At 35.5% G+C, this 15,471-nt stretch carries 9 protein-coding genes; 7 read left to right on the top strand and 2 right to left on the bottom strand.

Translation table 11 applies throughout. The annotated features are described in order from the left end of the window. A partial coding sequence (locus tag C245_RS24565; RefSeq protein ID WP_035746471.1) for a hypothetical protein occupies positions 1 to 224 on the top strand: 224 nt, incomplete at its 5' end. A 225-nt stretch (positions 225 to 449) separates the two neighbouring features. Here the strand turns inward: C245_RS24565 and C245_RS0109595 are convergent. Further along, a complete protein-coding gene (locus tag C245_RS0109595) occupies positions 450 to 7,349 on the bottom strand; it encodes a S8 family serine peptidase (protein WP_017496377.1) in 6,900 nt (2,299 codons plus the stop codon). Positions 7,350 to 7,654: 305 nt separating this feature from the next. Next, positions 7,655 to 8,338: a DUF4294 domain-containing protein gene (locus C245_RS0109600; protein ID WP_017496378.1), complete on the bottom strand. Its 684-nt coding sequence runs from the start codon at positions 8,336 to 8,338 to the stop codon at positions 7,655 to 7,657. An 81-nt stretch (positions 8,339 to 8,419) separates the two neighbouring features. Here C245_RS0109600 and C245_RS0109605 point away from each other — a divergent pair, with 81 nt between their 5' ends. The 6 genes from C245_RS0109605 (at position 8,420) to C245_RS0109630 (ending at position 15,407) form a co-directional block, all read left to right on the top strand. Continuing rightward, on the top strand, positions 8,420 to 9,508 hold the full coding sequence (locus C245_RS0109605) for a M42 family metallopeptidase (protein WP_017496379.1): 1,089 nt from the start codon (positions 8,420 to 8,422) through the stop codon (positions 9,506 to 9,508). Positions 9,509 to 9,672: 164 nt separating this feature from the next. Beyond that, positions 9,673 to 10,353 (top strand): response regulator transcription factor, encoded by a 681-nt coding sequence (locus C245_RS0109610; RefSeq protein WP_017496380.1) that lies wholly within the window; start codon positions 9,673 to 9,675, stop codon positions 10,351 to 10,353. Next, positions 10,350 to 11,711: a HAMP domain-containing sensor histidine kinase gene (locus C245_RS0109615; RefSeq protein WP_017496381.1), complete on the top strand. Its 1,362-nt coding sequence runs from the start codon at positions 10,350 to 10,352 to the stop codon at positions 11,709 to 11,711. The genes C245_RS0109610 and C245_RS0109615 overlap by 4 nt, the downstream gene beginning before the upstream one ends. An 84-nt stretch (positions 11,712 to 11,795) precedes the next feature. Beyond that, complete coding sequence (locus tag C245_RS0109620) at positions 11,796 to 13,040, top strand: TolC family protein (protein ID WP_017496382.1); 1,245 nt, start codon at positions 11,796 to 11,798, stop codon at positions 13,038 to 13,040. Between the two features lie 11 nt (positions 13,041 to 13,051). Then, positions 13,052 to 14,137, top strand: a complete 1,086-nt coding sequence (locus C245_RS0109625) for an efflux RND transporter periplasmic adaptor subunit (protein ID WP_017496383.1) — start codon at positions 13,052 to 13,054, stop codon at positions 14,135 to 14,137. A gap of 4 nt (positions 14,138 to 14,141) precedes the next feature. After that, positions 14,142 to 15,407 carry a carbohydrate porin gene (locus C245_RS0109630; protein ID WP_017496384.1) on the top strand — a complete coding sequence of 422 codons (1,266 nt, stop codon included), beginning with the start codon at positions 14,142 to 14,144 and terminating at the stop codon, positions 15,405 to 15,407. Positions 15,408 to 15,471: the final 64 nt, after the last annotated feature.

Genomic DNA, 15,471 nt, shown 5'->3' on the forward strand with positions numbered 1-15,471 from the left:
CTTTTTTCAGGTTTGAAAGGTTTTTCTTTATTCAAATGAAACTATTAGATACAAAGCCCCGTTTTTACTGGTTTCTTTTTAATCTCGCAAAGACGCAAAGGCGCGAAGTTTTTGTTTTTCTTGTCTTATTTCCTTTGAAAACCCATACCCTAGCCCCGATAGTAGTGGAAATCCTTTTGATTTTTCCTTTAAAAAGCAAAAGATTGCAGCGGATAGCGGGATAAAGCTTCGACTTCGCTCAGCTGGACAAAAAAACTACTCTTATATATAGTATAGAATCTCAAATTCCAAGCTTCGACTTCGCTCAGCCGGACAGAAACTACTTTCTTGCATTTTCGCTCAGCTGGACAGAAGCACTCCTTATATATAGGTAGTAAAAAACAAACCCGACAGGTTTTAAAAACCTGTCGGGTTGTAAATTGCTAATTACCTAGAACTAGTCTATGAAATTATCTAATGATTAATTTTTCTATAGATGTATTTCCATCCTGTTCTACTCTTATTAGATATACACCGCTTGGCAAGCCTAAAACATTCAATTCTGTTTTTTCTGTTTGAACAGAAAGTATTTTCTTTCCTGTCATATCAGATATCACAATGTTTTTAGGACTACTTGAAGCTGATTGTATGTGAACCTTACCTTCGGTAACCGGATTTGGATATAATACAAAACCTTCAATAGCATTAGTTGGTAATCCCAATGTACATGTTGTACTTGATACATTTACTGTACGTGTTACTGTAGCTTGATTTTGTAATGCATCTTTTACCGTATATGTTATTACATATTGTCCCGGAGTATTTACATCAACAGTACCTGAAACGATAACCGAAGAAGTAATATCAGCATTTGTATTATCTGCAGCTGTATAACCTGGATCTGTGTACACACAACCTTTATCAATTGAAATGACTGCATTACCTAAAAGTGTAATTGTAGGTTTAGCCGATTCAATTGTCAACGTCCAATACTCAATATTTCCGCTTTGTGCCAATACATTATAAGATACTGGTCCAGTATAATTAAGTGTTGTCACTCCGCTAGTCTGAATATAAGTACCGATACGCAATGTAGCGAAATCAGAAACCTGAACATTAGGTACTAAAGCGCTTAAATTAGCATTATTATTTACCTGAACTTTTACCGTTTTAGCTACAGGATCAATAACACTTGTTCCTACCTGATTAGCTACTGAATAAGACAAGATACCTGCTTTAGTATTTTTTGCATTAATATCTACCGTATAGTTAGTTTGAGATTGCTTATTCTCTGAAACAACTGTTACTAAGAAACTATTACGGTAATCTGAAGCAGTTACTTTAGAATTAAGCTGTTTTACACCGTCAACATAAAGCTCAGCGCCTGGCGAAACTGTAAAATCTGCAACTAGGCTTGAAACATTGTAACCGAACGGTACTGTTTTAGTAGCATTATTTCCAACAATATCTGTGTAAATTTCCTGTGGTAAACCTGGATTCGAAACTGTTTTAAAATCATAAGAAAGTAATTTACTTTCATTACTTAAACCAGTAACTACTTTCACAGTATAAGTTTCGGTAATTCCGGTATTAAAGCCAACACCTTCTACTGTTAAAGTAATTGGATTGGTAAAATCGTTTGGTGTCACTCCGTTCACTTGTGTCACACCTCCAATTTTTGCAATACTTTTCATTCCTAATGTATAGTTGGCAATTGCATTTGTAACATCTGACCCATTGTTTAATATTACAGTAAACGTTTTGGTAGGTACATCATAACTTGTAGATAATTGATTTACAAAATCTATTTTTTGCAATAGAACTGGTACATTCCAGAATTTACCATCTCCTAAACCATTAGTATCAGCATTGGTTACAACAGCAGTGTTATCACTTATTGTACTATCAAAAACGAACGGTTTGTCGCCTTCTGAAAAACTGTAATACGCTAATAATCCTGGTTCGTTTCCAACGTATTTCGTCGTTGAATTTGCAGCAATTGTTGCCTGATTACGAACTCCTGCCCAAATACGAACTTCATCAATATTACCATTTAAACCACGAGCTAATCCTGCATTATTACCAATATAAGCAGGTGCACTAGCATTTGTGCTTGCTGCCCCAGCAGTACCTGTACTGGTATAAGGAACTGAAACTCCATCAATATAAACTGTGTACACGTTAGCAGCACTTACCGTATAAGCGATGTGGTGCCATGTATTTTGTTTAATGGTATTTACTCCTGTATTAATTACGTATGATCCTGCAGCAGTAGTAATAGAGATCACTAAACTATTTTCCTTATATAAACTCAAACTGTTATTAGTATGAATAAACGCTAACGCAGTGCTCTTATCTAAAAGTCTTGCAAAAGTTGTAGGTTGTTTTTGATTTACCCAAAGCTCATAAGTATAATTATTAGTAAGATTTAATGCCGGTGCAGCGTCTGTTTTGATAAAGTCATTTATTCCATCAAAAGTTCCAGTCACATTTACAGGATGATTTGCAGCATGCGAAAGACTTATTGATTTAGAATCATTTAAAGGATCGGTATCCCCAGTCAGTTTGGTATAAACCTGAATTGTATAATCACCAGGCGCTCCTAAATCTGCTTTAGTTGTAAATACAATAGGAGCTGTTCCTCCTGCCGGAATTGAAGTTGTCTGATTTTGAACTACTTCAGCTCCTCCATTAATCTTGTAAGCAACCGGGAAATTATTAATAGCTACTGTTGAATAATTACGAATTACAGCTGAAACTGTCACAGGAGCATTACCCGGCTTAATTGGTGCTGAAATTGCATCAATACTAGCATCGGCAGCTGTAAAAGGTAATACGTTAATAGTGTACTCCTCTACTTCAAAATCACTTCTTGAACTTGTTAATCCATCAAAAGTTGGCCCAAGATTCACATTGAAATATTCTGAAGGTGAACGGAACATATGCAATACGCGCATTAATTTTTCTCCCGAAGTCGTGTTAGCCGGAATAGTAAATCCTCCTGCCAATGTCGAATTATGTCTAAAATAATGTGTACTTGTTGTTGATGGTATAGCAGGTGCCGCAGAAGTTGGAGTAGTGTTTACCCAAAAATTCCCTGCATAAAATTCATCTGTCAGATTACCATCTCCATTCAAGTCAATGACAACCATTGTGAAAACTCCCGTTGCAGTTGCTGATAAGTCTCTGGTTATTGGTGTTTCGGTTTTTGTAATTGTTGCTTCTGGCTGATAAGTAAAGCCAGCATAAACCGGAATTTTTATGTTTTTAAAATCTGAATACGCTGTAGTTCCAGAATTATTAACCACATCATTCCATTTGAAGCGCGAAATAGCATATCCATTTGTATTGGTGTGAACCGGTAATTCGTTTTTATTGTACACTACTTTTTCGACTGCATCGTTAGCCGCATTTGCGTCCGGCAAATCAGCTCCCGCTTTGATAGTATAAGTAGCATCTACAACTGATAGATCTGCTTTAGTTGCAAAAGTGAAATTTACAGTAGCATTAGCTCCTATAGTCGGAACAGTTTCTGTAACTTTTGCTCCTCCGTTTACCTGATAAAATACCGGATGATTGGTCAAAGCAGTCGTTCCTAAATTACTAACTCTAATAGTCACATTGTGTGCATTAGTCTTTTTACCTAAAACTTCAGGTGTAGTAATTGAAACTACAGATACATCTGTTACTGTTGGTTTCACTACACATTCTATATCAGCAATCCATCCTAATTCATTTGTATTACTGTCTGAAGTAAATCTAAAAGTCAACTCCCCTCCTGCAGCTGTTGACGTTAATGAAGGAGGTAAAGTATTTCCTGTAAAGGTACCTAATAAAGGAGCAGATGTAGTTGTTCCGTTGTACACATATAAGTAGTCATAGTCCTGCTCCACATTAAAGGCAGAAAAAGTTACCTTAATACTATTTCCAGCTGTTGCAGGTTTAAAAGTAATAGTTTGCGTAAGATTATCTCCATAATTTGCATAACGCGAACCACTATCTGTAAATGTCGCTGCACAAGTAGATGCCGGAGCAGCTCCGCCCATTAAAACATCAGTTCCTGTATTACGAACACTTCCCACTAACGTATTATTATCTATAACTGTATCACCTGTATAATTTACATTTCCAACTACTTTATAAAGTTTTGGTGTTGAAAAATCTGCTTTTTGTACAAAATCATAAGATACTTCAGTAAAAGGATTAATTGGTCCCGGAATAGTTTCAATCACTTCTGCTCCACTATCAATTTTATAAGAAACGGGTACATTGCTTACCGCTACAGGAGAGTGATTGAATACTTTTACTTTTACAGTTTCACTGGCTGTAATTCCTGCATTTGGAGTTAATGAAGTTAATTCAACATCCGTCGCAGTTGCCTCAAAAATAGAAACATTATCAATAAAAACAGAATTGTAAACGTTATCATTCGCTATTACTTGCACATCGTTATCCATAACCGATTCAAAAGCTACACTAAAGATAGTTCCCGCATAAGCCGATAAATCGTATAATAACTCTGTATTACCTGACGTAGCTGTTCCACCGTAAACACCTATATTTTCGTAACTATTCACTGGAGTTCCGTTTACAACAAGTCTAAAGAAGTTTTTGTTTGGTAGTGGTGAAGCACCAACTGTAGTCCAGATTAAATTAAATTTAAGTCCAATTGTTTTACCTGTCAAACTTGTAGCGTCGATATCACAAAATGAAACTTTCTTAACAAAATTAGAGTTGTTAGCAAAAGCATTTGCCGATGTGCTTGCTGCCCAAGGAGAAGCTGATACATCACCTGATCCGGCCATTTTTGCTCCGTCTACAAAATCTGCATTAATATACTCATACTTTACTACACCAGTTGTTCCTTTTGAAAAGACATAATTTGCAGCTTTTCTGGAATTAAAGTTCTCTGTGAAAGGAAGAGTCGCAGCACTTACCACAGCTTTAGAAACCGGCTCAACGTTTACTGCCCTTACTCTTTCAGAAACAATTCCTGTTGCGATATCAATGGATCTTACTGAAAACCAGTTATCTTCTCCAACTGATACTGCAAAAGTATAAGTCGGATCAGTTACTGTTGCAACAACATCAAAGTTGTATCCATTCATTTTTAGCACTTCATACTTTGCTCCCGGAATTGGATCCCAATCCATTTTATAAGATGAAACACCACATGCTGATGGCGCTATCACTAAATTTTTAGGCTCTGTAATAATATTAAACACCTCTCTTGAAGTGTCTACTTTTGAACCTGCAATTACTCTTACTTTTGCATTAGCCACAATTCCTGCAGGAACTTTCCATGCAAAATTTCTCGCAGCAGAAGGAACATCTTTCGCTATGACCTGATAGTTAATCCCTCCATCAACAGAATATTCGATTGTAAAAGGTTTTGCTTCTCCTTCATAGTCCCAACGAATGTACTCTGTAGTATCTGTATTAAATTTCTCTCCTCCGATAGGATAAGTTAAAACTAATTCAGGAGCTACTAAATCATACACTACAGAAAACTCTTGTGCACCAATAGGCACTCTAGTACCGCTAACGATAATTTTATACGTTCCTGCAGCAGGATTATCCAAAGTGATTTGTTCAATATTATTTAAATTGTCCACTCCGCGAACCGCATTAGCATTTGGTGTTGTAGCATTTAAAACCCAAGGCAAAGTGGTTACACCGTCTTTTACAATTTTCACATCCAAATCGTTTACCAAAACAGAAGAGGCTCCTGGTGTACCCTGCAAATCTGTGTAAGCAAGTAACACTTTTAAAGTCACTAATCCTGCCGGTACAACAATTTCTTTCTCATAGCTTTGACCGTTAGATACTGTGTTAGAATAAAACGTTTTATTATCTAAAGCTCTAACAGCTCTAAGACCATTTAAATTTCCGAAACCATATTTATAGTCAGGACCAGGATTTCCAACGTCTTTAGAAGTTCCTGTCACTAAGGCCTTCATTAAAGATGCTAATGGTTTTGTACCGTAAATATTCTTGTATCTTTCATACAATAAAGCAACTGTACCTGTAGTTCCAGGAGTAGCCATAGAAGTACCACTCATGATCTGATATGAATTGCTATAATCTAATGAATACACATTTGTACCTACAGCAGCAATTTGAGGAACCAAACGTCCATCGATAGTTGGCCCAAAACTACTATAAGAACTGATTAAATCATCAGGATTATTTGCCGCTACATGCAGTGCATTTTTTGAATTTTTTGTTGATGTGTTAAATCCGCTAGGGTATGCTGTTTGTGCATTTCCATTCGAATAAATATTCAAAAGATAAGGAAATAAGACGGTAACATTATCGTCACCACGATCTCCGGTATCGTATCTTCTGGTATTATAACCTGAAGTTAAATTTACTCCATACGAATTTGATGTTAATTCAATACCATCTTCATTCGCGGCTTTCACTCTTTCTTGCTGAACGCTTAAACCGTTAGACTGAGTATTAAAATTCCAACCGTACATTTGTACTTCCGGAGCCATACCTCTTGCCTTAGGATCCAATAAACCGGCACCGCCAATAGTACCTGAAACGTGATCTCCATGTGAAGAATTTGATTCGTATTCTCTATTGATAACTCTGCCAGTGTGATCTTTGTGAGGTTCAAGGTTACCATCCCACACACCAATTTTCACTCCTTTACCAGTTAATCCATAACCAAGACCAGGAATAGTAGATCCCAAAACATTTGCTTTATGCGAAGTTACACCCGGCTTATTATCACTTTCTACCGGTGGAGCAACCAAGTCAATGTTTTGTACCCAATTGAATTTTGCTACCTCTTCTAACTTTTCTTTGGAGGCTTGGATATAAATTTCATTAAACGTTGTATCGTTATTAGTGTTTTTCAAAAACAAGCCTGCTAAATCCTGCTCAACACGCTTGCGATCAACGCCTTTAAAATAGCTCACAACAACTTTAATTCCGTTACCACCTGCTGCAGCATAATCCGGGATAGCGTTATCCACAATCATAGGATCCAATTTATATTTCGGATCGACTGCAATCACTGCTCTTATGTTATCAGAAACACTGCTTTTGTTATAAAACTCAGGAGCAATTTCTACATAATAAGCGTTATTCGATAAATAACTAAGTAAAGTTATTCCTTGTGTTTTCAACTTTTGTTGTTCTTCTACAGAAGGAATTTTTGTAAACTGCAGCAAAGTATACTCTGTTTTCAGGCTCTGCTTAGCTGTACTTTTTTTGTCTTTAAACTGCTGTTTAAAATTTGAAGTAGTTGTGATTTTGTTTCCATTTAAAGAAATTACAAAATCACTTTCTGATGTCTTCTGCGACCAAATGGGAATGGCCACTAATAACACCAATAGTGTAAGTAGTTTTAATCTCATAAATAAATTGGTTTTTGGTTAACTTAGTGGTTGTTAAGATCGTAAACCTACAAATTAAACTATAATTAACAAATTATATTCCCAGTTAATTTGTTAAAAAAACAAAGTAATCATCGTTTAACTACAAAATATATAACAAAAAACACTGATTTTACGGGCTGTCAGAGAGAAATCTCAGTTCGCAAAAATAAGTAAGTATATTCTCTTAAACCTAAGTTAACCTTGTAATCCAAAACTTAAAACAATAAAAAAACCTACAGAATTATCTGTAGGTCTTTATCAATTATGCTTTAAATAAAATAGTGCTATTTTTCGACTTTAGTCTCTTTTGCTTTTGTTTCCCAATGATTCATCAAATCATCATAATTTACAGGATTTGCTGCTTTTTGATTCACGAGTTTTCCGGAATCAAATGCCCTGACCAGAATCGTTTCAATTAAATAATCCTCATTGGATTCAAATGGCTTGTATTCCATTTTCAGACTAATGTCAAATAGACTTGCCGTTGTATTGGACACAAAAGCTTTAAAACCACTTTTTAAGGTTTTGATTAATTCGTAGGTCGTTATTCCAGTCTGCCTGTGAACAAGCTTGACTAAAATCTGTCCTTGTTTACGGGAAAGTTTTTTAAGTCTAGCTTCAAATTCGTTATTGAGATAATCTTCTACAATCTTAAAGTATTTTTTCTTTTCTCGGTTGGTTTTCAAGCGCGCCATTCCGTTATTCAACGCTGTTAATCGATCAGCTGCAAGTCTTGCATACGGGTATACTTTGTAAACACGGTTTTGAAGAATCGCAAATTGTTTTTGTGCTTCGGGATCTAGCTTTTCTTTCGAAATAATAATTTCGGGCAGTTCAATCGTGTCATTCAAAATAGAATCCTGTTCCGTTAATATGTAACCCATTTGCTCATTCTCTTTCGGTTTCACCTGAGCCTGACTTGTTAACGAAATCAATATAAAAAATAAAATAGGGGCAGTAAATCTCATCGAGTCATAATTTAAATGTAAAATTATATATTTATATACAACTCTGATACCAAATTTATAAATTAGCAAAAAAATATTTTTATGAGCACAAAATCAATCTTAAATGATACCTCAATTGCTTTCCTGGAAAGCTATCTCAATAATGCCTCCCCTACGGGCTACGAAAGCGAAGGGCAAAAACTTTGGATGAATTATCTAAAACCTTACGTAGACACTTTTATTACGGATACTTACGGAACGGCTGTGGGAGTTATTAATCCCGATGCTCCATTCAAGGTAGTTATTGAAGGTCATGCCGATGAAATTTCATGGTATGTTAATTATATCACCGATGACGGTTTATTATACGTAATCAGAAATGGTGGTTCCGATCATCTGATTGCACCTTCAAAAAGAGTGCACATTCATACTAAAAAAGGAATTGTAAAAGGTGTTTTCGGATGGCCAGCCATTCATACCCGTTTACGCGATAAGGAAGAAACACCAAAAATCAGTAATATCTTTATCGATTTAGGTTGTGAAACCAAAGAGCAGGTTGAGGCATTGGGTGTTCACGTAGGATGTGTGATTACCTATCCGGATGAATTTATGATTTTGAACGAAAATAAATTTGTATGCCGCGCGATCGACAACAGAATGGGTGGCTTTATGATTGCCGAAGTAGCTCGTTTATTAAAAGAAAATAATAAAACACTACCGTTTGGTTTGTACATCGTAAATTCTGTTCAGGAAGAGATTGGTCTACGCGGAGCTGAAATGATTGCTCAGACTATTAAACCTAATGTGGCTATTGTAACTGATGTTTGTCATGATACTACCACTCCTATGATTGATAAAAAAGTAGAAGGAGATCTAAAAATGGGGAAAGGACCGGTTATTGCTTATGCCCCGGCTGTACAAAATAAACTGCGTGATCTTATTGTAGATACTGCCGAAGAGAAAAAAATTCCGTTTCAGCGTCATGCAACATCGCGCGCTACCGGAACAGATACTGATGCTTTTGCTTACAGTAATGGTGGTGTAGCTTCGGCATTAATTTCCTTGCCTCTGCGTTATATGCATACTACCGTAGAAATGGTACAAAGAGAGGACGTTGAAAATGTGATTCAATTGATTTATGAATCCTTACTGAAAATTGAGAACAACGAAACTTTTTCTTATTTTAACTAAGTGGTGATTAGTTCTTAATAATTAGCTCTAAGTACCTAGTTCCTTGGTTAATAAAAAAAATAAAGTAAGATGTGAGTTGTAAAATGTAAAAAGAAATGGACTAATCCCCCTTAACACATTGCCCACAACTCACATCTCACATCTCATAACGCAAACAGAACACTATGAAAATACTCCTGCTCGAAGACGATTTTACCTTATCGAAAGAAATCTCTGCATTCTTTACTTCAAATGGATTCGAGTGTTTTTCTTATTATGATGGTTCATTACTGCTGAAGAAGTATTTTCCCTATGAATATGATTTAATTATTCTGGATATTAATGTTCCCGGAAGTAATGGAATTGAAGTGTGTAAAGGTATTCGGGAAGTCGATAAAAAAACTCCGATTATTATGCTCACTGCTTTTAGTGAAATTGAGGATAAACTGGCTTCTTTTGATAATGGAGCCGACGATTATCTGGTTAAACCCTTTCATTTTAAGGAACTGTATGCCAGAAGCACTTCTCTACTACGTCGAAAAGAAATTCCACAACAGGTAGAAACTAAAATAACGATTGCAGATCTGGAAATCCTGGAAAGCGATATGAAAGTATTTCGATCAAACGAAGAAATCAAACTTACTCCTAAAGAATTCAAACTCATTTTAATCCTGGCCCATGCCAAAGGTAAAGTCTTATCGAAACAATTTATTGCTGAAAAACTTTGGGATTATCACATCGAAACCAATCAGAATACTATTGAAGTTTATATTAATTTTTTAAGAAAGAAAATCGACAAGGACCATACTGTTAAACTTATTCGTACCAAAGTGGGTTACGGATATTATTTAAGCGATCAGGAATGACTTTAAAAAACCGAATATCACTTTTAGTAAGTTTATTATTTACAATCCTTTTCGGATTGGCTTCTACATTGATATTTGTTTTATACTCTAATTTTAGAAAAGAGGAATTTCGTGATCGATTGGAAATTAAAGCTCTTTCAAACATTAAACTTCTCGTTAACGTTAAAGAAGTCGACGATCAGCTTTTAAAAGTTATTGATCAAAACTCTATTAACCAACTGTATGATGAGAAAACACTGGTCTTTGATTCTAACTTCAAACTCATCTACAGTAGTATTGACGATGCCAAGATTAATTGGTCAATTGAAGATCTGAAATACCTTAGAAAACATAAAACATTCTTTAAACAGCAGGGTGATTACGAAGTATATGGTGTTTTTTATGATACAAAAGACAGGGATTTTTATGCTCTGATATCTGCCACCGACGATTATGGTAAACGAAAATTACTTTTCCTGAGGTATACACTTATTATTTCCTATATCTTTTTTACCTGTATCTGTTGGGTTCTAACCTCTTTTATGGTTAAAAAAGCCATGAGCCCGTTGAATGTTTTTCACCAAAAAATAAAGAATATCAACGAGAATAATCTCGATACTCGTGTTGCTTCAAAAAACAACAAAAATGAAATTGATCTGATCGCCAATGAATTTAATTTCATGATGGATCGAATTGAAGTTTCCTATCAAAAACAAAAAGAATTTACGGCCAATGCCTCACATGAGTTGAGAACTCCCCTATCCAGAATTACCTCACAGATTGAAAATACAATTGCAGATCCAGCAACATCTGACAAAGGAAAAAACTTTCTAAAAACGATATTGTCAGACATCAATCAATTGACTGAATTAATTAACTCGCTATTAGTCCTTTCTAAAATTGACAATAAGAAAAACGAAAACAAAGAAGTTCATCGTATGGATGAAATTTTGTTCTCGGCTATTGAAAATCTAAACAAAAGTTATCCGGAGTTCCTAATTTTATTTGAAATAGAAGAAAGCAACAATCTGGACACTGCTTTAGAAATAAATGGTAATAAGAACTTATTGGAAATTGCCATAAGCAATATCCTGAAAAATGCCTGTGTTTATTCAGATAATAAACAAGCCAAAGTAATTATAAGTACGCAGGATGATCACTTAGTCATCTCCATTTCAAACACAGGACAAACCTTAAACGAAGAAGAACAAAAAAATCTTTTTCAGCCTTTTATGCGTGGTAAAAACTCGAAAGGCACTACTGGCTTTGGTCTTGGATTAAGGATTGTTCATCGCATTCTCACACTTCACAATGCATCTATAATCTACAGTGTTCCAGATATTAACACGAATTTATTTCAGTTATTTTTTCATTTGTAATTTATTTTAAGTTATTTTTAAGGTAGATTTTAAGGTCTCTTAAAGTCCCGTGATAGCATATTTGTATAAATTAAATTTGATACAATGAGAAAACTCTGTGCATTCCTACTTGTACTTATCGGTCCGGTAGTTTTGGCTCAAAAAACGGTCAGCCTTCAGGACTGTGAAAGCCAATTCCTTAAAAACAACCTCTTTTTGTTGGCATCACAATATAATATTGATGCGTCAAAAGCATTAACCATTCAGGCCCGAATTTGGGATAATCCATCACTAACGGCGCAACTCAATGCTTACAACCCCGAAAGAAATCAATATTTTGATATTGGCAAACAAGGGCAAAAAGCATTTGGCATCGAGCAATTAATTTATTTAGGCGGAAAAAAGCGCAATGAAATAAAACTGGCGCAAACCAATGAACAATTGGCCGAGTTACAGTTCAATGATTTACTGCGAACTTTAAAACTTCAGTTGAGAAAGAGCTTTTACACTGTGTACTACAACAAAAAAAGTCTCGAAACTACTGACAACCAGCTAGCGCATATCGAAGATTTGATAAGCTCCTACTCTATACAGGTCGAAAAAGGTAATATTCCTTTACGAGATCTTGTTCGCCTGCAATCGCTTTACTTAAACTTCAAAAATGAGCGTATGGAGGTTGTCAATGAAAATATCGAAGAACAGGGCAACTTAAAACTATTACTAAACTCTACCGAAAATGTTGTTCCGGAAGTTACTAAGGAAGAATTTAATAAGTATACCAAAACCATCCCTTTTGATCTTAAAACATTTCAAGATGAAGCCATCGCAAATCGCCCGGACTATTTAGCCAAACAAAAAGATATCGAAGCCAATGAAATCAATGTAAAATGGCAAAAAGCCCTTTCTGTTCCTGATATCACCGTTGGTGCCACTTACGATCAGCGCAGTGGTGCCTTTAACAGAGAAGCCAATCTGACACTAGGAATTCCGCTACCTCTTTGGAACAAAAACAAAGGAAATATTAAGTACGCAAAAACAATTCTCGAGCAATCAAAAATTGAAAAGCAAAATTTTGACCTTCAACTGCAAACCGAAATTACAACTGCATGGAACAAATGGGAAGAATCCCGTAAAAACTATGTGATCATAAAACCTACTGTTAATTCAGATTTCGAAGCGGTTTATAAAGGAATCTTAACCAATTTCCAGAAACGAAATATCAGTTTATTAGAATTTACCGATTTTATGGAAAGTTACAATCAGGCTTCTGTTCAGGTAAATGAACTCAAGAAAAAAGTTATCCTTTCGGGTGAAGAACTAAATAGTACCATCAACAAAGACTTATTCTAAAATTAAATAAAATGAAATATAAACTACTAATAGGAATTGTTCTCGTAAGTTTATCAGTCCTAAGCTGCAAAAAAGAAGTTGAAAACCCAAGCACTAATACTTCTTTTGCTTTAAGCGAATCGATGCTAAAAACGACTACCACAGCAGAAGCAAAAACACAACCGGTAAAAAATGTATTGAGCTTTTACGGAAAAATTACGGCTGATAATAACAAAATGATTGATGTTTATCCTCTCGTTGGCGGAAACGTAATCAAAGTAAATGTAGAACTAGGAGATTATGTCCGTAAAGGTCAGGTTTTGGCCACTATAAAAAGTACTGATATTGCTGATTTTGAAAAACAATCCATTGATGCCAAAAATGATTTGTTGGTTGCCAAAAATCATCTGAAAGTAGCTCAGGAATTATTTGACGGAAAATTAAACTCTGAAAGTGATGTACTTCAGGCGAAATCAGAAGTAAATAAAGCGCAATCGCAATTGAGTAAAGTTCAGGAAACCTATAAAATTTACAATATCAAAGCGGGGTCTATTTACGAAGTAACGGCCCCAATTAGTGGCTTTATCATTCAAAAAAGCATTAATCAGGACATGTTATTGCGAAATGACCGCTCCGAAAACATCTTTGATATTGCCGAAATCAGTGAAGTTTGGGCGTTAGCCAACATCAACGAAATTGATATCAATAAAGTAAAACTGGGTATCGATGCTGATGTTACCACGCTAAGTTATCCTGATAAAGTTTTCAAAGGAAAAGTAGATAAAATCTTTAATGTAATTGATCCCGAAACTAAAGCCATGCAGGCACGTATAAAATTGGAGAATCCCGGGTACATGTTAAAACCTGATATGAATGCCAATATCAAACTATCTTACAATGAAGGTGATTCTATGATAGCCGTACCCAGTAAAGCAATTGTTTTTGATAAGAGTAAAAACTTTGTCATGATTTTCAAAGACCGCAACAACATTGAGACCAGACAAGTAGACGTATACAGAGTCGTTGGTGATGTAACCTACATTTCAAAAGGCTTAAAAGACAACGAAAAAGTAATTACCAACAATCAGTTATTTATTTATCGCGCTCTAAACGAATAAATACATGGAGAAATCTGTAAAAATATTGAGTTTTGCCACACTATTTATTTCAACACTATCTTTTTCACAGGAAACAGATTCGATTCGAAAATATAGTCTGGGTTTTCAAATGACATCTATATACCAATACCATCCGGCTTTTCATGCTAATTATTCAGGTACCAATAGTATGTCTCCTAAAGAAGAAGGCGCTTTATCCTTAACATCAACCTTATACCTTGATGTTCCGCTATGGAAAGGAGCTACCTTGACCTTTAACCCTGAAATGTCAGGAGGTCAAGGTTTGTCTCAGGCAAGAGGATTGGGAGGCTTTCCTAACGGGGAAACCTTTAGAATTGGAGATACCAAACCCGTTGTTTATGTAGCAAGAATGCTTTTAGAACAAAAGTTCCAGTTTAAAAACAACCAATCATTACAACTGGTTTTCGGAAAATTTGGGCTAGCTGACTATTTTGACAATAACTCCTATTCACACGATCCCAGAACACAGTTCTTAAATTGGGCATTAATGACACATGGAGCTTGGGATTATGCCGCAAATACTCGAGGATATACAGATGGATTGTATGCTAATTATCAGTTTGATTCCTGGCAGGTAAGAGCTTCTATAAGTGCTTTACCTACTTATGCCAACGGACCGAATGTTGAATTCAGTTTTAAAAATTCCAACGCAATAAACGTTGAAATTGAAAAACAGCTCGTCTTTGAAAATAATGATACGGCAACCTTAAAACTATTGGGTTTTCGAAATGTTGCCGGAATGGGGAATTACCACGAAGCCAATTCAAATTTTATAACAATGCCTGACATAAAAAGTACCAGACAAGATGGGCGCACCAAATATGGCATTGGTTTAAACATGGATTATACGCACGGAGATACTTGGGGATTGTTTGCCCGAATGAGCTATAATGACGGTAAAAATGAAACCTGGGCCTTTACCGAAATTGACCAATCTGCACAGTTAGGAATGCATTTGAACGGAAAGATGTGGAACCGAGATAAGGATTTTGCCGGTATTGCCATAGTGGCTAACGGATTATCCAATTCGCATAAACAATATCAAAAACTTGGCGGAGATGGTTTCATGATTGGTGACGGTACTTTAAACTACGGTATAGAACAAATTGCAGAAGTTTTCTATTCGTTCTTAGTACCCAATACTCATATTACGCTTTCCCCGGATTATCAGTTTGCCGTCAATCCTGCCTATAATAAAGACAGAGGTCCGGTACAATTTTTTGCCTTGCGGTTTCATACAGAATTCTAAGCGGAAATATATCATATAAAATGCTTCAGAAAAAAGCATCATAAATAAAAATTCATCCTTAAAA

It is taken from the genome of Flavobacterium sp. WG21 (genome assembly GCF_000335775.1).
GTDB classification, from domain to species: Bacteria; Bacteroidota; Bacteroidia; order Flavobacteriales; family Flavobacteriaceae; genus Flavobacterium; species Flavobacterium tructae.